This is a genomic window from Plantactinospora sp. WMMB782, assembly GCF_049179135.1.
In the GTDB taxonomy this organism is placed as follows: Bacteria; Actinomycetota; Actinomycetes; order Mycobacteriales; family Micromonosporaceae; genus Plantactinospora.
Map to the genome: position 1 here is coordinate 253,613 of NZ_JBMHMC010000007.1, position 20,528 is coordinate 274,140.

The window sequence follows — 20,528 nt, forward strand, 5'->3', positions numbered from 1 at the left end:
GGGTCATCGTACCGCGCCCGGTGCAGGGCTGTCGCACCCGATACCGGCCGTCGGGCCGCCCCGGCCTCCCGGGTGTGCTCGGCTCTCCCGCCGAATGCGGCTAGCCTGAGTGATGCGGGTGATCCGGTTACTCCGGACGGACGTATTCTCCCGCGAACCATCCGGCCGGTCCAGCGACTCTCTATAGGCGGCGGCCGTGACCGACGAGGAGGAGGCCCGTGACTTCACAGACCTGGGACGAACTGGGTGGCGCACTGCCGAGCGACCAGTTCCGCGCCGCCAGCGACGCGATCGTGGCCAACATCGAAGAGGTCATCGAGGGCAAGACCGCGACGGTCCGGCTCGCACTCGCCGTACTGCTGGCCGAGGGCCACCTCCTGATCGAGGACGTACCCGGTGTCGGGAAGACGAAGCTGGCCAAGGCGCTGGCCCGGTCGATCGACTGCTCGGTCCGGCGCATCCAGTTCACCCCCGACCTGCTGCCCAGCGACGTCACCGGGGTCAGCGTCTACAACCAGGAGACGCACGACTTCGAGTTCAAGCCCGGTGCCGTCTTCGCCAACCTGGTGGTCGGCGACGAGATCAACCGGGCGTCGCCGAAGACCCAGTCCGCCCTGCTGGAGAGCATGGAGGAACGGCAGGTCACCGTCGACGGGGTCACCTACGAGCTGCAGACGCCGTTCATGGTGATCGCCACCCAGAACCCGATCGAGATGGAGGGGACCTATCCGCTGCCGGAGGCGCAGCGCGACCGGTTCACCGCCCGGATCGCGATGGGCTACCCCGACCCGGGTGCCGAGCTGGCCATGCTGGACGTGCACGGCGGCCGGGACCCGATCCACGAACTCCGCCCGGTCTCCGACGCCATGACGGTACGGAAGCTGATCGCGACGGTCCGCGACGTGCACGTCGCCGACGCCGTCAAGCAGTACGCCGTCGATCTGGTCACCGCCACCCGGGAAGCCCCGGACCTGCGGCTCGGCGCCTCCCCCCGGGCCACCCTGCAGCTGCTGCGCACCGCCCGGGCGGTCGCCGCGCTGGAGGGGCGGGACTACGTGCTTCCCGACGATCTCCAGGCACTCGCCGTGCCGGTGCTGGCGCACCGGGTGATCTCGACCGCGGATGCGCAGCTCGCCCGGCGTACCACCGACGCGATCATCTCCGACCTGGTGCACCGGCTGCCGTTGCCGCACGAGCGGCAGCGCTCGCCGTACGACACCCGGCCGGCGAGCGGGGACGGCAGCAGCGGGCGCTCCCAGTACGAGCCGCGGGGGCGTTGACGGTGCGCGAGGCGCTGCGCGGACTCACCACCCGGGGGCGGTCCTTCCTGGCCGCCGCCGTGGCAGCGGCGATCTCCGCGCTGATCCTCGGCGAGAAGGACCTGCTCCGGGTCGCCGTGCTGCTCGGCGTACTGCCGCTGCTCGCCGCGCTCTACGTCGGGCGCAGCCGCTACAAGCTGGCGTGCAGCCGCTCGCTGGAACCGCACCGGGTCCCGGTCGGGGCGAGTTCCCGGGTGGTGCTCCGCTTGCAGAACATGTCCCGGCTGCCGACCGGGACGCTGCTGCTGGAGGACCGGCTGCCGTACGCGCTCGGCAGCCGTCCCCGGGTGGTGCTGGAACGTCTCGGCGCGCACCAGGCGAGTTCGGTGGCGTACACGGTCCGGGCCGACGTGCGCGGCCGCTACGAGGTCGGCCCGCTGGTGATCCGGCTGACCGACCCGTTCGGGCTCTGCGAGCTGACCCGGGCGTTCCCCAGCGTCGACCCGCTCACCGTCATCCCGCAGGTCACCCCGCTCCCCTCGGTCCGGCTGGCCGGCGAGTACGCGGGCACCGGCGAGAGCCGGGCCCGTTCGGTCGCGGTGCACGGCGAGGACGACGCGGCGACCCGGGAGTACCGGCGCGGCGACGACCTGCGGCGGGTGCACTGGAAGTCCACCGCCCGCACCGGTGAGCTGATGGTGCGCCGGGAGGAGCAGCCCTGGGAGAGCCGGGCCACGGTGGTGCTGGACACCCGGGCGTTCGCGCACCGGGGCGAGGGGCCGACCGCCAGCTTCGAGTGGGCGGTCTCGGCGGTGGCCAGCATCGCCGTGCACCTGCGGCAGGCCGGCTACAAGCTCCGGCTGGTGAGCGACTCCGGCATCGACGCCAGCGCGAACGACGCCGGTGGCGAGGGGCTGCTGCTCGACCACCTCGCCGAGGTGCGGCCCAGCCAGCGCGGCGACGTGGCGACGCTCGTCGAGCGGGTCCGGCAGCGCTCCGACGGCGGGCTGGTGATCGCGCTGCTCGGCACGCTCACCGCCGCCGAGGCGGACCTGCTGGCCGGGCTGCGCGGCAACGGCGCGACCTGCATCGCGTTCCTGGTGGACAGTTCCACCTGGCTCAACCTGACCCCGCAGGCGCGCCAGGAGGCGAACCACGCGCACGGCGCGGCCGCGCTCGGGCTGATGCGCAGCGGCTGGCGGGTGGTCGGGGTCGAACACGGCAGCAAGCTGCCGGCGCTCTGGCCGCAGGCGGCCCGGGGTTCGCAGGGCTTCGCCTGGCGGGCCGTACTGGCCGAGACGGTCGCCGGCGGAGTGCGGTGATCCGGCGGCGCAGTGGCCGGCGAAGTGCGCTGACCGGCGACGGATGACGGGACGGGACGGGACGACGATGAGGCGGAACGGCAGTACCGGCACGGACGGGAAGAGCTGATGAGGGGACGCCGACATCTGGGATTCGTGGCGGCCGGGGCCACCCTGCTCGCCGCCGCGCCGATGTCCACCATCTACGACCGGTGGACCTGGCTGGTGCAGTGCGCGGTGGTCGTCGCGCTGGTCGCCGGCACCGGCACACTGACCCGCTGGTGGCGGGCACCGGTCTGGGCCCAGGGGCTCGGCATGGTGGCGGCGTTGCTGTTCGGGCTGACCTGGATCTTCCCGAGCGGGCAGGAGCTGTTCGCCCTGCTGCCCACCCCGGACACGCTCACCCACTTCGGCTCGCTGCTGGCCAGCTCCGGCGAGGACATGCGCTCGTACGGCGTACCGGTGCAGGACCTCGACTCGCTGCTCTTCCTGACCGCGCTCGGCGTCGGCGGGGTGGCGATCGTGGTGGACCTGCTCACCGTCGGGCTGCGCCGTCCCGCCCTGGCCGGACTGCCGATGCTGGCGATCTACTCGGTGCCGGTGGCGGTGCACGTCGACAGCGTCTCGGCGGTGCCGTTCGTGATCGGGGCGGCCGGCTTCCTCTGGCTGCTCGCCGCCGACAACGTCGACCGGGTCCGCCACTTCGGACGCCGGTTCACCGGCGACGGGCGGGACGTGGACGTGTGGGAGCCGTCCCCGCTGGCCGCCGCCGGCCGGCGGCTGGCGGTGATCGGTGTCGCGGTGGCCGTACTGCTGCCGCTGGCCGTACCGGGGATGACCTCGGGCCTGCTCAGCCAGATCAACGCCGGTGGCGGTGGCGGTGACGGCAGCGGTCGGGCCGGCGCGGGCGGCTCGCCGGGCCGGGTGAACCTCTTCGCCCAGCTCAGCGGCGAGCTGAACCGCTCCGAGCAGCGCGACATGGTGCGGGTGAGCACTAACGACCCCGACCCGTTCTACCTGCGCTTCGCCGTCGCCGACGACTTCTCCCGGACCGGCTTCGGGCCGCGCTCCCCGGAGGGGACCCCGGTGAACCAGGGCCTGCCGGACCCGCGCGAGGTGAGCCGGGAGGTCGCCGGCATCACCCGGGAGTCCTACAGCGCGGACGTCGAGATCCTCGACTTCGCCATGCCGTTCCTGCCGGTCTACACCACCCCGGTCGGCTTCCGCCAGGTCGACGCGAACTGGCGCTACGACGCGACAATGCAGGTCGTCTACTCGGAGCGGGCGTCGTCGCGGAACCGGAAGTACTCCTTCGACTTCGTCCGCTCGGAGTACACCCCGGCGGCGCTCTCGGCGGCACCGACGCTGGCTCCGGAGCACGCCTTCCGGAAGCTCTACACCGCTGTCGAGCCGGTGCGGGAGGTCGAGGAGCTGGTCGCCCGGCTGACCGCCGGGAAGCGGAACGACTACGAGCGGGTCCGGGCGATCTACGACCACTTCTCCCGGAAGAACGGCTTCAGCTACGCACTGAACACCGAGGGCGGGACCAGCGGGCAGGACATCGTCAACTTCCTCACCAACAAGGTCGGCTTCTGCCAGCAGTACGCCGCCGCGATGACCTGGCTGGTCCGCGAGGCGGGCATCCCGGCCCGGGTCGCGTTCGGCTTCACCAGCGCCAACCGCTCCGCCAACACGTACACGCTCACCAACAACAACCTGCACGCCTGGACCGAGGTCTATTTCACAGGCATCGGCTGGGTGCCGTTCGACGCGACACCGGCGGCCAGCATCACCGGTTCGTGGCGTTCCCAGTGGGCGCCCGACCCGGACGCGCCCGAGCAGAGCCAGACCTCCCCGACCACGCCGACCGACCCGAGCGCCGACCCGTCGGCCGGCCCGTCGGCGGCGGACGGGTCGGATCGGCCGCTCGACGAGGCGTTCGACGGTACCGCCGGGATCGCCCCGGAGAGCGGGCCGAACTGGCCGCTCTGGGTGGTGGCCGGGGTGCTGCTGCTGGTCCTGCTGCTCACCGTGCCGGCGCTGCGCCGGGCGCTGCTGCGGCGCCGCCGGCAGGCCCGGGCCGCCGCCGCGGCCAGCACCCTCGCCTCGGTGGCGGCGGCGCGGGACGAGGCGCCCGGGGTGGCCCGGGTGGTGCTCAGCGACTCCGAGCTGGCCAGGGCCCGGGCCGACGCGCACGCCGCCTGGGACGAACTGGTCGACACCCTTGTCGACTTCCGGGTCCGGGTGGATCCGGCGGAGACGCCCCGGGCCACCGCCGACCGGCTGGTCCGGGAGGGGCTGACCGGCGACGGCGCCGACGAGGCGGTACGCCTGCTCGGACACGCCGAGGAACGTGCCAGGTACGCCCGGGAGCCGCTGCGGCACGGTCCGCTCGCCGACGCCCTCCGCTCGGTACGCCGGGCGCTCCGCGCCGGAGCGGACCGGCGGACCCGGCTGGTGGCGGCCACCCTGCCGCCCTCGGTGCTGTTCCGCTGGCGGTTGGCGGCGGTGGACCTGTCGGCCGGCTTCGTCGGGCTGACCGGCCGGTTCCGGGAACACCTGCTGCGCTGGAATCCCCGTCGGGTACTCGCCGGACGCGCGTCCCGCTGACCTCTGAGCCGTACCGCCTGTCGACCGGCCGGGGGTCGGCGACATGGCATAGGGCCCACCCGCAACGCGCGGGTGGGCCCTATGCCATGCCCAGGCAATCTGTCGGATGTCGGACGCCGGGAACGGGGCAGGGCCGGGAACGGGGAGAAAGGCCGGGAACGGGGCAGGGCCGGCGGAGGCGGGCCGCCGGCAACCGGATCAGGGGCATGGAGAATTGCCACAGGTCGCCGGGACGGAACCCGGCGGTACCGTCAGCGGGGCGTGCCCCACGGACGGGCGATGGTCAGCGGTGCCCTTCCGGCCGCTGACGCCACCTCTCCTCGAGTCGGTCGATCAACGACAAGCGTCGCCCGCTGCGGACGCGGCGGCTGGTGGTGCCGCCGACCACGTGCAGGTCCGGTGACTGCGCCTTGCGCTGCGACAGCATCGCGAACGCGGCCGCGCCGAGCATCACCACGAAGCCCGCCACTCCGAGCAGCGGAGTTTTGCTCACCGTGCCGTAGACGACCAATGCAAGGCCAGCGATGATCACGCTGACCGCGACGAGCAGGCGACGCCGCGCGTGGAAACGCGGATCGCTGGCGCGCACAGCCGAGGCGAACTTGGGGTCCTCGGCAAGCGACTGCTCGATCTGCTCGAACAGCCGCTGCTCGTGCTCCGAGAGCGGCACGGCACTCCTCCCCGGTCACGTTGGCCGGTCCGCTCGGACCGACAGACCGTGGCAGCCGACCGGCTGCTTACCCGCCAGTCTACGAGGGGGGTCGCGGGTCGGAAAGCGGGACGACCTATGGCCGCGTCGGATTTTCCGTCCGCCGCTGGTCGGCGTGCCCCAAGAGGCTCGCCGGGCGCACCATGGAACGCCCGAATCGGGCGGCGGCGGCATCCGCCGCGGCCTCCGCGTCCCGCCAGCCGTGCTCGGGCGCGCCGAGCGCGAGCTGCCGGGGTGTCTGGTCGCCGTCGCTGAGCCCCTCGACCCGGACACCGATCAGCCGGATCCGGTCACCGGGGCCGAGAGCGTCGAACAACGCCCAGGCGGTGTCGAACACCTCCCGGGCCACGTCGGTCGGGCCGCCGAGGGTGCGGGACCGGTTGACCGTCCGGAAGTCGGCGAACCGGACCTTGATCGAGATCGTCCGGCCGACCTGCCCGGCCCGGCGCAGCCGGACCCCGACCTTCTCGGCGAGCCCGAGCAGGGCCCGGCGGATCGTCTCCGGATCGGCCACGTCGGTCTCGAAGGTCATCTCGGCACCTATCGACTTCTCCGCGTGCTCCGGGCTGACCCGGCGGGGATCCCGGCCCCAGGCCAGCTCGTGCAGGTGGGCCGCTGCCGCCTCGCCCAGACTGCCCCGGAGCATCCCGACCGGCGCCCGCGCGATGTCCCGGACCGTGCGCAGGCCGAGCCGGCGCAGCGTCTCCGCCGCCCGCTCCCCCACCCCCCAGAGCGCCTCCACCGGCAGCGGGTGCAGGAACTCCAGCACCTTGTCGGCCGGAACCACCACCAGCCCGTCCGGCTTGGCCCGGGTGGAGCCGAGCTTCGCCACGAACTTCGTCGGAGCCACCCCGACCGAGCAGGTCAGCCGCTCCTGCTCGGCGACCCGGGCCCGGATCAGCCGGGCGATCTCGGCCGGCCGGCCGAGCAGCCGGCGCGCCCCGGCGACGTCGAGGAACGCCTCGTCCAGCGAGAGCGGCTCGACCAGCGGGGTCACGTCACGGAAGATCTCCATCACCGCCCGGGAGGCGGCTGTGTACTGCCCGAAGTCGGTCGGCAGGAAGACCGCCGAGGGGCAGAGCGCCCGGGCACGCATCGTCGGCATCGCGCTGCGCACGCCGTACGTCCGGGCCTCGTAGCTGGCCGAGCTGACCACGCCGCGCGGGCCGACCCCGCCGACCACGACGGGCCGGCCCCGCAGGTCGGGACGGCGGCGGACCTCGACCGCGACGAAGAAGGCGTCCATGTCGACGTGCAGGATCGGCGAGCCGGAGTCGTCGGCGTCCGCGCCGAAGCGCGGATCGGCGCCGCGTGGCACGGACTGGCTGCGACCCATGCCGGCAGGTTAACCCGGCGGTACGACGAGATCGGAACACGCCGCCACCGCATCGACACTCGCGGTTGTCCCCGGCCGGGTACGGCTCTAACATTGGCGGTCACCGCCACACCGGACACGGGGGAGGAATCCGATGAAGACGGTACCACTCGGTCAGACCGGCGAGCAGGTCAGTCAGTTCGCCCTCGGCTGCATGCTGATGGGCACCGCCGCCGACGAGAAGTCGTCGTACGCGATCCTGGACCGCTACCTGGAGGACGGCGGCACCTTCCTCGACACCGCCAACTGCTACGCCTGGTGGCCCGACCCGTCGTTCCGGGGCGGCGAGAGCGAGAGCCTGCTCGGCCGCTGGTTCGCCCGCACCGGCCGGCGCGACGAGGTGTTCCTGGCCACCAAGGGCGGCGCCTGGATCGAAAACCTGGACCTGGTGCGCGACCAGCCGGACCTGAGCGTGACCCGGGGGCAGTACGAGGGGGCCGGCGGCGACACGCTGCGCCGGGCGCTCGACGACAGCCTGCGCCGGCTCGGCACCGACCACGTCGACCTCTACTACGTGCACGCCGACGACCGGAACACTCCGCTGGAGGAGACCCTGGAGGCGCTGGCCGGGATGGTCGCGGCCGGCAAGACCCGGTACGTCGGCTGGTCCAACGTCCGCAGCTGGCGCCTGGAGCGGATCCGGCAGCTCGCCGACCGGCACGGCTGGCCGGCGCCGGTCGCCCTGCAACAGCAGCACTCCTACGTGCGCCCCCACCCAGGCACGGACACCCTCTCCATAGTGGACGACGAGCAGCTCGACTACCTGCGGACGAACGACGACGTGACCCTGGTGGCATACTCGCCGATCCTGAAGGGCAGCTACGACGACCTGGCCAAGCGCCGCGACCACCACGTGATGGAGGCCTACCCCGGGGCCGACGCCGAGGCCCGGTTCGCCGCCGTCACCGAACTGGCCGGCGAGCTGGGGGTCACCGGCACCCAGCTCGTGCTGGCCTGGCTGCTGCACCAGCGGGACCCGCAGTTCGTCACCCTGTTCGGCCCGCGCACCCCGGAGCAGTACGTTGCCGCGCGGCCCGCGCTCGACCTGGCCCTGACCGACGAGCACCTGGCCCGACTGGCGACCGCCGGCGCCTGACCCGGCCGGTGAGCGGGCCCGCGCGAGCAGTCCCGGGTCGCACGAAGGGCGTCGGCGTGACCGCGGCGGGCATCCCGGGCCGCGCCGGCCTCAACCGCTGCCCGGGGTCCGATCGATCAGCAGGGCTATCCCACCGGCGGTCAGACACTTCTGCGCCTCGGGATGCGTCGGATCAAAGTCGGTCATGTCCTCGACGGCGCCTTCCAGGAACGCGCTGAGCTTCTGCACGGTGTAGTCGGGCGGCACCAGGCCCGCCTTGACCAGGCAGCGCACCACCACCAGCTTCGGATCGGCCAGCAGTTCGGGATTGTCGACCTGGGTCCGGTAGAGAGCTTCCAGGCTGACCAGCCCGGCGTCCTGGGCGCACTTCACCATCAGTTCGCCGTTCGCCTCGACATCCTCGTTCCCCGCCTCCGGGGTGATCCGGTAGATCCCGTTCGGCAGCTTGGTGTACCTCTCGTCGAGCCCGGCGCCCTGGGCACACCGGCGATACCGCGTGAACGCCTCCTCGTAGTCCACCGGATCGATCTTGCCCGTTCTGATGGCGCGGTCCAGTGCCTCCCGCTCGAAGTCCGACCTGGCTCGGGCGCGGGCGTCCCTGAACTGCTCCACCAGGGGCTTCATCCGCTCGTCCGGGTCGCGTTGCGGCAGGTCGTTCCTCGTCGACTCGGTCGCACAGCCCAGGAGGGCGAACGCCGTCGCGGCGGCCAGCAATGCCGGCCAGATCCTGGCTGATCTCATCTTCTGCTCCGATCTGACGCTCGGCGTACCAGTGGGCCACGGCCGCGCAGGGAGGCGGCGCAGTGCTCGTGGCCGGCGACAGGGTCAGTTGCCGGTGCCGCCGCCGGCCCCTCCCCTGGGAGGGGCCGGAACACCCGACGGAACGGCCGGGTCCTGGGTCGGTTCGCCCGGCAGGGCAGCCCGCCCCACCCGGTACCGGACGGTCCCGGTGGTGTCGGTGGAGATCCGGATCACCAATGTGCAGCTCGCCGGGGTCACCGCACAGTCGACCGGGATCGGGCCGGCGCTGACCAGCTCACTGGAGGCCCGTACCTGGCCGCTACCGTCGCCACCCGCCTGGATCCGTACCCCGACCAGTCTCGGCGAGACCGGAACCAGCTCGATCTCGACGTCCTTGCCGACCGCCCGGAACGCCTCGACGTAACGGGACCGGTCGGCAAGCGGGTCCTTGATCCGGGCAACGAAATAGTCGCCCTCCTGCCTGACCTCGATCGCCGAGTTGGCGTAGGACGTCGCCTTTCCGATCCGCTCGGGCAGCAGGCTCGGGCCGGCCACCACCGCGACACTCATCGCGAGCAGGGCTGAGGCCGCCAGCACCAGCCGGCGGGCCGGCCGCGACGACCGGCCGTACACCGGCGTCGGCGCGGGCGGGTGGCCCGGTTCCGCCACTATCGAGGAGAGCAGTGCCCGTGCGGCGGGACCGGCCTCCAAGCCGGCCAGTTCCTCGTCGCGTACCCGGGCGAGACCGGCCAACCGACGCTCCGCCCGCCTGGTGTCCCTCACCGGGTTTCCCTCCCTGACATCGCCAGCCAGCCTGTCTGCACACCCGCCGTGGCCAGTTCCCGGGCAAGTCTCCGGCGCGCCCGGTGCAGCCGGACCCGTACCGCGTTGCGTGAACATCCCAGTACCTTTGCGATTTCGCCGTGTCCGAGGCCCTCCCAGGCGACCAGCGAGAGAATCTCCCGGTCGTCCTCGGGCAGGCCGCGGAGCACCTCGCCGATCGTGCCGAGTTCGGCGCTCTCCTCCGCGCTCGGCTGGTACAGCTGGGCTACCTCTGCGGCGAGTGCCGCCGACAGGTCGTGCCGGCGCGCGATCTGCCGGTGGTGGTTGGCCAGCACGTTTCGGGCCACGCCGTAGAGCCAGAGCCGGGCCTGATCCCCTGGCGGTACCGCATCCATCCTGCGCCAGGCGATGGCGAAGGTCTCCGCCACCACGTCGGCCGCGTCCTCCGGGCCGGCGCAGCGGCGCAGGGCGAAGCCGAGGATCCGGCTGAACGTGTCTGCGTAGATCGCCTCGAAACGAGCCGTCCGCTCGTCGTCCACAGGTGCGCGCCCCTCTCCCTGTCCGGGGTGACACCTCTTACATGTCGCGGATGGGCGGAGCATTTCCAGCGCGAGGGCGACTGGTCCGGATGGCCGTCGGGACCCGTCAGCGGCTAGCCCCCGGGCGGGGGTACGACCAGCAGCGGGATGGTCATCTCGGTGGCCGTGCACGAGCCGTGGTAGGCGACCAGGGTCGTCTCGATCGGGTTGTGCGTCTTCGAGGCGAGCACGACGGTCGGGGCGAGGCAGGCCACCACCACGTCGCCGATGCGCGACAGGTGCGCCTCGGGTACCGGGCCGAACCAGCCGGCCGCGACCGCCTCGGCCCGGCTGGCCACCCAGGCCTGCTCGCCGAGCACCTCCGACCAGGCGGCCAGCACGTCGGCGGTAGCCCCGGGGGCGGTGTGCAGGTAGCGGACCCGGGCCTCGCCGGCCACCACCCGTACCCCGGCACGCAGCCGGGGATCGGTGTCCAGGTCGTACCGCCCCTGGGCCGGGATGTCGAGCTGGCCGTGGTCGGCGGTGACCAGCAGGGCCGCGTCCGGCGGCAGGCCGTCGACAAGTCGGGCGACCAGCGCGTCGACCTCCGCGACCGCGTCACGCCAGCCGGCGGAGTCGATCCCGCCCAGGTGGCCGTGCCGGTCCACCTCCGGGTGGTAGCCGTAGACCAGGGTCGGGCCGTCGCCGGCGGTGAGCGCGCCGAGCATCTCGGTGGCCAGCGCGTCGGCGTCGTCGGCACCCCGGTACGACCCGGTGCGGTAGGCGGCCACGCTCAGTCCGGTGTTCGCCAGCGCCGGCCGGCTCACCACGGTCACCGCGACCCCGGCCGCCTCGGCCCGCTGCAACTGGGTCGGCAGCGGCTGCCAGCGACGCGGATCGGGATCGTCGCCGAAGCCGGCCGCGGGCCTGGGCACCGGGTCGCCGCCCGGGGATCCCGGAAGCCCCGGCCCACCCGACGCCCCCGGAAGCCCCGGCCCACCCGACGATCCCGTAAGCTCCGGCACGCCCGGAAGCTCGGACACGCCTGGACCCGGCGATGGCCCGCTGCCGCCGAACCGTCCGGCCGTACCGGTCGGGTCGACGGCACCCGCCGTCGGCCAGGAGTCGCCGGGACGGTCGCCGCCGACCGGTGAACCCGGTCCGCCGCCGGGGAAGCCCGGACCGTCGACCGGGGAACTCGGCCAGTTGATGTGCGTGAGTACCCGGTCGGTGCCGGGGACGTTGACCCGGAAGCCGAGCACCCCGTGCGCGCCCGGTGCGGCCCCGGTGCCGAAGCTGACCAGGCTGGTCGGGGTGGTGGAGGGAAAACCGCAGGTGAGCGGGCGCCCGAACCGGGCGGCCAGGTCGGCCAGTGTCGGCGCGTGCGGGGCGGCGGCCGGCAACTGGTACCAGCCGAGGCCGTCGACGAGCAGCACCGCGATCCGGCGTACCCCGGCGAGCTGTCCGGTCAGCCGCAGCGGGTCGGCCCGGTCCGCCGCCCCACCGGCCGGTACGCCGAGTACCGAAAGCGCGCTGGGCAGCACGTCGGCGAGGCTGCCGCCGAAGTAGTGCGGCCGGACCGGGTCGAGGGGGTTGACCGGGCTGGTCATGCCGGCCGGCGGGCGAACAGGTGCAGTTGGGCGGCGATGTCCCGGTACGGCGGCTGGGCCGAGGCGGCCAGCTCCAGGTCCAGCAGGGCCGGCGGATCCGCCTCGGCGGCCACCGCCGGGATCAGGTCGGCGAAGACGCGTACCCCGTGGGTCTGCTCCACCGTCAACCCGGCGTCGGCGAGCAGCGCGGCGGCGCCGTCCGCGTCGTAACGCCGGCGCAGGGTGTCCCGGGGTCCGGCGTGCCCGTCCGGGTCCCGCAGCAGCGTGGCGGCGACCTCCAGGTGCCCGTTGGTGACCCGGCTCAGCACCGCGGCGGCCCGGTTCGCCACCAGCACGCTGGCCGCGCCGCCGGGACGCAGCGCGGTGCCGATCGCCCCGACCACCCCGGCCGGATCGTCGACCACCTCCAGGACGGCGTGGCAGAGCACCAGGTCGACACTGGCCGGCTCGACAAGTCCGGCGAGGGCGTCGCCGTCGCCCTGCACCGCGCGTACCCGGTCGGCGACCCCGGCCTCGGCGGCCCGCCGGGTCAGCGCGGCGAGCGCGTCCGGGCTGGCGTCGACCACCGTCAGCCGGTGGCCCGCCTCGGCCAGCGGCACCGCGAAGCCGCCGGTCCCGCCGCCGACGTCGAGCACGGTGAGCGTCCGGCCCTGCTGCCGGGCAAGCTCGCGGCGCAGCACGGTCCAGACCACGGCGGTACGCGGGCCGGACGCCGGGCCGGCCGGACGGCTCTGAGTTCGCTCCACCCGACGAGCCTAATGGCCCGGCTATCTGAAGTCTGGCCCGGCTATCTGAAGTCGCGGGAGGCGGGGGTGACCGGTGGGGTGATCGCGTCGAGCCGGTCGGCGACCAGGTTGACCACCCCGTCGTGCTTCTCCAGCCTGCCTCGCACCAGCAGCGCGGCGCTGTTCCTGGCCACCTTCCGGTAGCGCTGCCACAGCCCCGGTGAGCAGGTGACGTTGAGCATCCCGGTCTCGTCCTCCAGGTTGACGAAGGTGACCCCACCGGCGGTGGCCGGGCGCTGCCGGTGCGTGACGATGCCGCCGACCCGGACCCGCTGCCCCGGGTCGAGCCGGGCCAGCCGGGCGATCGGCACCGCGCCGGCCGCGTCGAGCCGCTCCCGGACGAACTGCGCCGGATGGCTCTCCGGGGAGAGCCCGGTGGCCCAGACGTCGGCGACCAGCCGGTCCACCGCGTCCATCCCCGGCAGGGTCGGCGCCTCGGCTCCGACGACGGTGCCGGGCAGCCGGTCCGGCCGGTCCTGCGCGGCGGCGCCGGCCGCCCAGAGCGCGGCCCGGCGGCTCAGCCCGAAGCAGGCGAAGGCGTCCGCGGTGGCCAGCGCCTCCAGGTGCGCGGCGGTCAGACCGGCCCGACGGGCCAGGTCCGCCATGTCCCGGTACGCCCCGTGCGCGGTCCGCTCCCGCTCGATCTTCTCCGCCAGGTCGTCGCCGAGGGTACGCACCCCGGAGAGCCCGAGCCGGACCGCCGGCCCGCCCAGCCCCCACTCGTGCGGCGGCTCGCCGGGCGCGCTCCCCCAGCGGGTTTCCGCAGTGGTTTCCAGGGTGGCCCTGGCGTTGCTGGCGTTGATGTCCGGGCGGCGTACCTCGACGCCGTGCCGGCGGGCGTCGTCGACAAGGGTCTGCGGCGAGTAGAAGCCCATCGGCTGGGCGTTCAGCAGCGCGGCCAGGAACGCCGCCGGGTGGTAGCGCTTGAGCCAGGAGCTGGCGTAGACCAGGTAGGCGAAGCTCATCGCGTGGCTCTCCGGGAAGCCGTAGCTGGCGAAGGCGGAGAGTTTCAGGTAGACGTCGTCGGCGATCTCGCCGGTGATGCCCCGCTCGGCCATCCCGGCGTAGAGCCGGTCCCGGATCTGCGCCATCCGCTCGGCCGAGCGTTTCGCCCCCATCGCCCGGCGCAGCTCGTCGGCGCCACCGGCGTCGAAGCCGGCCAGGTCGATCGCGAGCTGCATCAACTGCTCCTGGAACAGCGGCACCCCGAGGGTCTTCTCCAGCGCGTTGCGCATCAGCGGATGCGGGAAGGTGACCGGTTCGAGCCCGTTCTTGCGCCGGATGTACGGGTGCACCGAGCCGCCCTGGATCGGGCCGGGCCGGATCAGCGCCACCTCGACCACCAGGTCGTAGAAGCACTCCGGTTTCAGCCGGGGCAGGGTGGCCATCTGGGCCCGGCTCTCCACCTGGAACACCCCGACCGAGTCGGCCCGCCGCAACATCGCGTAGACCTCGGGGTCGTCCAGGGACATCGAACCCAGGTCCAGGGTCGACTCGATCATGTCGTACGCGTAGTGCAGCGCGGAGAGCATGCCGAGGCCGAGCAGGTCGAACTTGACCAGCCCGACGCTGGCACAGTCGTCCTTGTCCCACTGCAACACGGTGCGGCCGGGCATCCGCCCCCACTCCACCGGGCAGACCTCGATCACCGGCCGGTCGCAGATCACCATCCCGCCGGAGTGGATGCCGAGATGCCGGGGGAACGTCTGGAGTTCGTTGGCGTACGCGACGACGTGCTCGGGGATGTCCTGTACGTCGACCGCCGCCACGCTGCCCCACCTGTCGATCTGCTTGCTCCAGGCGTCCTGCTGGCCGGGCGAGAAGCCGAACGCCTTGGCCACGTCCCGCACCGCCGACCGGGGCCGGTACGAGATGACGTTGGCGACCTGCGCGGTGTGCTCCCGGCCGTACCTGGCGTAGACGTGCTGGATCACCTCCTCCCGGCGGTCGGACTCGATGTCGACGTCGATGTCCGGTGGCCCGTCCCGCTCCGGGGCGAGGAAGCGCTCGAAGAGGAGCTGGTGCCGGACGGCGTCCACATTGGTGATCCAGAGCGCGTAGCAGACCGCCGAGTTCGCCGCCGAGCCCCGGCCCTGGCAGTAGATGTCGTTGTCCCGGCAGAACTTCACGATGTCGTAGACCACCAGGAAATAGCCGGGGAAGCCGAGCGCCTCGATCATCCCGAGTTCGTGGTCGAGCTGCCGGTACGCCTCCGGGTGCGCGCCACGCGGGCCGTAGCGGCGCAGCGCCCCGGCCATGGTCAGCTCGCGCAGCCAGCTCATCTCGGTGTGCCCCGGCGGCACCGGGTAGTCCGGCAGCCTCGGCGCGACCAGGTTCAGGTCGAAGGCCAGTTCGGCGCCGAACTCGGCGGCCCGGGCCACCGCGCCGGGATAGGCCGCGAACCGGGCCGCCATCTCCGCCCCGCTGCGCAGGTGGGCGGTACCGGCCGCCGGCAGCCAGCCGTCGATCTCGTCCAGGCTGCGCCGGGCGCGTACCGCCGCCAGTGCGGTGGCCAGCCGGCGGCGGGACGGGGTGGCGTAGTGCACGTTGTTCGTGGCCACGGTGGGCAGCCCGGCGGTGCCGGCCAGCTCGGCGAGCGCGTCGTTGCGGTCGCCGTCGTACGGGTCGCCGTGGTCGGTCAGCTCCACCGCCACCGTCTCGGCCCCGAACAGCGCGGTCAACCGGTCCAGCTCCCGGGCCGCCGCCTCGACCCCCTCGGTGAGCAGTGCCGCCGGCACCGTCCCCTTCCGGCAGCCGGTCAGCACGAGTACGTGGTCCCGCAGCTGCGCGGCGACCTCCTCCAGCTCGCCGTAGACCGGGCGGCCCTTCTCGCCGCCGCGCAGTTGCGCCCGCGCGATGGTCCGGGCCAGTCGGGCGTACCCCTCCGGGCCGTGCGCGAGCACCAGCAGGTGCCGGCCGAGCGGGTCCGGCTCGCCGTGCTGCGGTCCGGGTAGCCCGAGGGAGAGTTCGGCGCCGAAGATGGTGGGCAGGCGCAGCGTCCGGGCCGCCTCGGCGAACCGCACCACCCCGTAGAACCCGTCGTGGTCGGTCACCGCCAGCGCGGTCAGCCCGAGCCGGGCCGCCTCCTCGGCCAGCTCCTCGGGATGGCTGGCTCCGTCGAGGAAGCTGAAGTTGGTGTGTGCGTGCAGTTCGGCGTACGGCACCGCGCCCTCGGTCGGGGCGGGCAGTTCCGGTGGGGTGTAGCCGGGGCGCCTGCGGGTCCAGGCCGGTGAGTCTCCGCCGTCGGCGTCGACCGCGAGCGGGTCCACCACGTGCAGGTGCCCGCCCCGGCGGGCCGGCCGGCCGGAGAGCACCCGTTCCAGCTCCGACCAGGGCAGCTCGGGGTTGTGGAAGCTCATCGCGGCACGGTGGTGACGGTTCCGGGTCCGCCGGGCCCGGCCAGCACCGGCCGATCCGGTGTGGACGACCGCTCCGGTGTGGACGGTCTAGTCATAGATGGCCTCCACCCACCAGCGGCCGCCGGCCAGGGAGAGCAGCAGCGCCGTACCGTCGGTGAGGGCCACCTGGAAGCGGGCCTGCCGGCGGGCCTCGGCCGGCGCCCACCAGCGCTCGTCGACCGGCCACGGGCCGGCCCAGCCGACGATCTCCACAGGTGTGCCGGACGGCACGGCCGCGACCCCGTCGACCGGCGGTCGCGCCGCCGGGAGGACCACCTCCAGCCGGGCCGGCGGCGCGCTGACCGCCAGCCGGGCGGTGACCCGGACGAGTTCACCGGTGGCGTCGTAGACCGCCGCCGGCAGCGGCTCGGGCAGCACGATCGCCGGTGCGGGCGACGGCAGCCGGCCCGGCCACGGCGCCGCCGGCCGGCCCGGAACCCGCTCGTCGCCCCAGGGCACCAGCCGGGCCTGGTCGGCCGGGGAGCGGCCACCGCCGAGCACGGCGGTCAGCACCGACTCGGGGCCGAGGATGCCCTGCACCCGGCTCAACGCCCGGTGTGCCCGCTCCCGTTCCGCTCCGGTCTCGCCCCACAGCCCCGGTTGCAGGCCGACGTGTGCCAGCACCCCCTCCGGGACCAGGCGCAGCCGGATGATCCCGGCGGTCGGCCGGGCCGGGCCGGGCCGACCGGAGCCGGGACGCCGGCTGGTCCCGGTCAGCCAGCCGTCGAGCTGCCAGCGCACCCGGTCGGCGATCGCCGCCGCGGTCAGCAGCCCGTCGTGCCGCCAGACCCGGCGCAGCTCCTGGCCGTGCGCGGTGACCGCCTCGATGCCGAGCCGGGTGCAGGCGAGCCCGTGCCCGGCTAGCGTGTCGTGCAGCCGTTCGGCCAGCATCCGGGCGGCGAAGGCTGCGGCGTCGACCCGGTCGAGCGGGTCGTCGTACGTCTCGGTCACCGCCAGCTCGGGCGGCGGGCGGCGGACCGCGAGCGGGCGGTGGTCCCGGCCGGCGGCGAGCCGGTGCGCCAGCATCCCGTCGAAGCCGAACCTGGCCAGCACGTCCCCGGCCGGCAGCGCCGCGAAGTCGCCCAGGCTGCCCAGGCCGAGCCGGCGCAGCAGGTCGGTGAGTGCCGGCCGGCCCAGCGCCTCGACGGGCAGCCCGGCGAGGAAACCGGCGGTGTCACCGGGCGGGACGACCCGGCCGGACCGGGCCGCCAGGCCGGCGGCGAAGACCCCGTCGGCGATGCCGATCTGGCTCTCCACCTCGCAGGTCTGCGCGACGTGCTCGACGATCCGCTCGGCGGCCTGCTCCTCGCCGCCGAAGTATCGACTCGGACCGCGTGCGGCGACCGCGCACGCCCCTGGGCGGATCACCTCGACCCCGGCCACCACCTCCTCGACGGCGGCGGCCACCGGCTCGAAGGCGCGTACGTCCCGGCCGGGGTCGTGGTCCAGCACGGTCAGCCGGGGGCAGCGGCTCTGCGCCTCCCGCTTGCGCAGGCCCCTGCGGACCCCTTCGGCGCGGGCGGAGGCGGAGGCCGCGACCACCCGGTTGGCATGGAGCACCGCGACCGGGGCCGCCGCCGGCACCCCGTCGACGATCTCCGCCGCGACCACCGGCCAGTCGGGGCACCAGAGCAGCATCGTCCGCACCGGCGCCATCGCCACACCTCCCTCGACCAGCAGATATGCGATCTTAGAACGTGTGTTCGACTCATGCTGACCCACCCCGGCAGAACTGTGGGACGCGCCGACCGGTCGCGGGTTGCACAGGTGGGGTAGCGTGTCGCCGGTTCCACCGGAGATACCACCTTCTCGGGGAAAGGCTTGTCACTTGTCACGTTGGAAGAACGCCGCGGTCCTGACGGTCTCCGCACTCTCGGCCCTGGCGTTGACCGCCTGCGGCTCGGACGCGGGCGCACCGGGCGAGTCGTCGAAGCAGCCGAGCGTACTGGAGCAGCTCGCCAGTGACCTCAAGGGTTCGCTGCAGAAGGTCGTCGACAAGACCGACTCGACCGATTCCGTGACCATGACCATGGAGGGCACGGCGGGCGGCGAGAAGATCAAGATGAAGGGCACCCTGGACCTGCGTGACCCGGTCAAGGCGGAGATGACGATGGAGGGTCCCACCGACGCTCCGACGACGATCCGGATGATCGGTGCCGTCGTCTACGTCGAGGTGCCCGAGGCGGACCGCGCGGACCTCGACGGGAAGCGCTGGTTCAAGATGGACCTGGGCGCCGCCGGCGCACAGGCGGGGATGGACTTCACCAAGCAGCTCGAGGACGTCGACCCCACCAAGCAGGTCAAGACCCTGCTGGCGACCGAGGGGACCACCGTCGTCGGCGAGGAGACCGTGAACGGGGTGGCCACGGTCCACTACACCGTCACCTCTCCGGTGGCGACCTACCTCGGGCAGGTCGACGCCGACGCCCGCAAGACGGTGGAGCAGGAGCTGACCAAGAACGGCATCAAGGAGGTCAAGATCGACCTCTGGGTGGACGAGCAGTACCTGCCGCGTCGGGCGCACATGGTGATGGGCACGATGAGCGACATGAAGATCGACTACACCGACTACGGCAAGCCGGTGAACATCGAGACTCCGGCCGCGTCGGAGACCGCCGACTTCGCCGAGATGCTGAAGGGTCTACAGGGCCTGTAGTGCCTGCCGGCCGGCGGCCGAGCCCGCCGGTCGGGTTCCGCCCGCTCGGTTTCGTGTTCCGCCCGCCCGGTCGTCGACCGGGCGGGCGGAACTGCCTCCGGCCCCCGGTAGGTGGGGTGGGTACGTCCCGCCGGGCGTCTGATGGGTACGTCCCGCCGGGCGTCAACCTGTCGCCGACCGTCCCGCCGGCCCGACGGAGTTGGGGTGCGGAACGGTCATCACGCCCGGACGACGGTGAGCGGGCTTCGCCGGGTGGTAAAGCCGACCGGGGCCGGCACCCGCGCCCCCGGACCCGTCCGGCGGTCACCCGGCAGCCACACCCGGATCTCCTTGGGGCGTACCGCCGCGCCACGGCCCTGGGCCGAGATGGTCACCTCCCGTCGCCGCAACCTGCCGCGCCCCTGCTCCAGGCCCTCCCACCGGCCGCGCAGCACCTGGAGGGTGAGATCGGCCCCGGTCCAGTGGCCGTACGGCACGAAGACGCTGCCGCGCTGCCGCGCCCGGGCGGCGAGCCGGTCGGCGACCGAGGCGGAGACCGTGCCGGGTACCGCCACGACCACGACGTCGACTCCGTCGATCAGGGCGGCGACCACTGTCGCCCACTCCGGGCCGGGATGGGGAACGAGGGCGAGCCGGTCCAGCGCGATGCCGAGTTCGGCGGCGGCTGCCGCGCCGAGCGTGGGCATCCCCACCACGGCACACCAGGCCCCGCCCCGGGAAGCCTCGGCGAGCAGCGCCAGCATCAACGAGGTGCCGCCACCGGAGCCGGGACGGCCGACCGCCACGGTGCTGCCGCGCCGCAACCCGCGCTGAGGTAACAACCCGGCCAGTTCCGACAGCACCGGCAGCGTCCGGTGCGGATCGGTCGTCGCCGGGCCGCTGGCCGGTCGAACCAGCCCGGCCAGGGCGGTGGAACCGAGCACCATCCGCCCCGCCATCGTCGACCACACCCCCGTGTTCCCGTTGGTCGCCGTGTCCCTGTCGGCTGAGTTCTCGTAGGCCGAGTTTCCGCAGGCGGAGTTCCGCAGGCGGAGTTTCCGAGCCGGCCGATCTCCTCCCGTGTCGCCGGGAGTGGTCGGTCGTTGTCTCAGGCGGCCATGCCGTCGAGCGCCGGCTGGTGTGCCACGCCGAGCGCCACCTCGACCACCGCGACGAACTGTTCGGCGGCGCGGAGCAGGTCGTCGGCCTCCCGGGCGCTCACCACCCGGGGGATGCCCGCCTCGGCGGCGGCCCGCTTGGTGGCTCCGGTGGCGAAGTAGTTGGCCCACTCCCCCAGATCCGGGGCGACGACCACCAGCAGTGCCCAGACACTCGTGACCCGGTTCCGGCGGGTGGGTGCGGGACGGGCCCGGGCGGCGAGCAGGGCCGCGGCGGCCCGCAGCGCGGCCAGGTGCGCGGCGGCGTACCGCAGGCCGTCGGGGCGGGTCTCGGCGGCCTCCGCCAGCCCTCTCCGGGCGATCGTCAGTAGTTGGGCAGGGGTGCGGTGCGGCAGCACGTGCGACGGCACCGTCGGCTGCTGAGCCTGACTGGTCGGCATGGGACTGTCTCCTCCGCGTCACCCATTCACCGCGTCACCGTTGCCCGGCCGCAACGACCGCACCGGTCGTTGCCGGCGCGGCGGCCGGGAAGGCGACGCACCACGTCGAACTAGCCCGCTGCGGAGGAAGACGCACCGGTGGTAGCCGGC

The 20,528-nt window shown here is 73.6% G+C and carries 16 protein-coding genes; 5 read left to right on the forward strand and 11 right to left on the reverse strand.

The features are described 5' to 3' along the window. Positions 1 to 218 precede the first annotated feature (218 nt). The 3 genes from ACN28A_RS02960 (at position 219) to ACN28A_RS02970 (ending at position 5,170) form a co-directional block, all read left to right on the forward strand. Positions 219 to 1,280, forward strand: a complete 1,062-nt coding sequence (locus tag ACN28A_RS02960) for an AAA family ATPase (RefSeq protein WP_421392033.1) — start codon at positions 219 to 221, stop codon at positions 1,278 to 1,280. Positions 1,281 to 1,282: 2 nt separating this feature from the next. Further along, positions 1,283 to 2,581 (forward strand): DUF58 domain-containing protein, encoded by a 1,299-nt coding sequence (locus ACN28A_RS02965; RefSeq protein ID WP_421404114.1) that lies wholly within the window; start codon positions 1,283 to 1,285, stop codon positions 2,579 to 2,581. Between the two features lie 108 nt (positions 2,582 to 2,689). Continuing rightward, entirely contained in the window at positions 2,690 to 5,170 is a 2,481-nt protein-coding gene (locus ACN28A_RS02970) for a transglutaminase TgpA family protein (protein ID WP_421392035.1), read from the forward strand. A 283-nt stretch (positions 5,171 to 5,453) separates the two neighbouring features. Here the strand turns inward: ACN28A_RS02970 and ACN28A_RS02975 are convergent, their stop codons facing one another. After that, positions 5,454 to 5,840, reverse strand: coding sequence for a DUF3040 domain-containing protein (locus ACN28A_RS02975; RefSeq protein WP_101367165.1), 387 nt, complete (start codon positions 5,838 to 5,840; stop codon positions 5,454 to 5,456). 115 nt (positions 5,841 to 5,955) lie between these two features. Beyond that, positions 5,956 to 7,215 carry a DNA polymerase IV gene (locus ACN28A_RS02980; RefSeq protein WP_421392038.1) on the reverse strand — a complete coding sequence of 420 codons (1,260 nt, stop codon included), beginning with the start codon at positions 7,213 to 7,215 and terminating at the stop codon, positions 5,956 to 5,958. 133 nt (positions 7,216 to 7,348) lie between these two features. On the opposite strand from ACN28A_RS02980, the gene ACN28A_RS02985 reads away from it, so the two are divergent. Then, positions 7,349 to 8,350, forward strand: coding sequence for an aldo/keto reductase (locus ACN28A_RS02985; RefSeq protein WP_421392041.1), 1,002 nt, complete (start codon positions 7,349 to 7,351; stop codon positions 8,348 to 8,350). Between the two features lie 90 nt (positions 8,351 to 8,440). On the opposite strand, the gene ACN28A_RS02990 is transcribed toward ACN28A_RS02985, so the two are convergent. The 7 genes from ACN28A_RS02990 to ACN28A_RS03020 form a co-directional block, all read right to left on the reverse strand. Next, positions 8,441 to 9,091, reverse strand: a complete 651-nt coding sequence (locus ACN28A_RS02990) for a hypothetical protein (RefSeq protein WP_421392043.1) — start codon at positions 9,089 to 9,091, stop codon at positions 8,441 to 8,443. A gap of 84 nt (positions 9,092 to 9,175) precedes the next feature. Continuing rightward, the gene (locus tag ACN28A_RS02995) at positions 9,176 to 9,874 is read right to left on the reverse strand and encodes a hypothetical protein (protein ID WP_421392045.1); all 699 of its coding nucleotides are present in this window, start codon (positions 9,872 to 9,874) and stop codon (positions 9,176 to 9,178) included. Beyond that, entirely contained in the window at positions 9,871 to 10,413 is a 543-nt protein-coding gene (locus tag ACN28A_RS03000; RefSeq protein WP_421392048.1) for an RNA polymerase sigma factor, read from the reverse strand. The genes ACN28A_RS02995 and ACN28A_RS03000 overlap by 4 nt, the downstream gene beginning before the upstream one ends. A 113-nt stretch (positions 10,414 to 10,526) precedes the next feature. After that, a complete protein-coding gene (locus ACN28A_RS03005) occupies positions 10,527 to 12,002 on the reverse strand; it encodes an alkaline phosphatase family protein (protein ID WP_421392050.1) in 1,476 nt (491 codons plus the stop codon). Next, positions 11,999 to 12,748: a methyltransferase domain-containing protein gene (locus ACN28A_RS03010; protein ID WP_421392052.1), complete on the reverse strand. Its 750-nt coding sequence runs from the start codon at positions 12,746 to 12,748 to the stop codon at positions 11,999 to 12,001. Before ACN28A_RS03010 ends, ACN28A_RS03005 begins: the two co-directional genes overlap by 4 nt. A gap of 41 nt (positions 12,749 to 12,789) precedes the next feature. After that, a complete protein-coding gene (locus tag ACN28A_RS03015) occupies positions 12,790 to 16,146 on the reverse strand; it encodes an error-prone DNA polymerase (protein WP_421392055.1) in 3,357 nt (1,118 codons plus the stop codon). 87 nt (positions 16,147 to 16,233) lie between these two features. Continuing rightward, positions 16,234 to 17,841: a DNA polymerase Y family protein gene (locus ACN28A_RS03020; RefSeq protein ID WP_421392058.1), complete on the reverse strand. Its 1,608-nt coding sequence runs from the start codon at positions 17,839 to 17,841 to the stop codon at positions 16,234 to 16,236. Between the two features lie 172 nt (positions 17,842 to 18,013). Here ACN28A_RS03020 and ACN28A_RS03025 point away from each other — a divergent pair, with 172 nt between their 5' ends. Beyond that, positions 18,014 to 18,841 (forward strand): LppX_LprAFG lipoprotein, encoded by an 828-nt coding sequence (locus ACN28A_RS03025; protein ID WP_421392061.1) that lies wholly within the window; start codon positions 18,014 to 18,016, stop codon positions 18,839 to 18,841. A gap of 218 nt (positions 18,842 to 19,059) precedes the next feature. On the opposite strand, the gene ACN28A_RS03030 is transcribed toward ACN28A_RS03025, so the two are convergent. Together ACN28A_RS03030 and ACN28A_RS03035 are read right to left on the reverse strand one after the other, a co-directional pair. Beyond that, positions 19,060 to 19,779 (reverse strand): hypothetical protein, encoded by a 720-nt coding sequence (locus ACN28A_RS03030; RefSeq protein WP_421392064.1) that lies wholly within the window; start codon positions 19,777 to 19,779, stop codon positions 19,060 to 19,062. Positions 19,780 to 19,928: 149 nt separating this feature from the next. Continuing rightward, positions 19,929 to 20,378: an SAV_6107 family HEPN domain-containing protein gene (locus tag ACN28A_RS03035; protein WP_278063211.1), complete on the reverse strand. Its 450-nt coding sequence runs from the start codon at positions 20,376 to 20,378 to the stop codon at positions 19,929 to 19,931. Between the last annotated feature and the right edge of the window lie 150 nt (positions 20,379 to 20,528).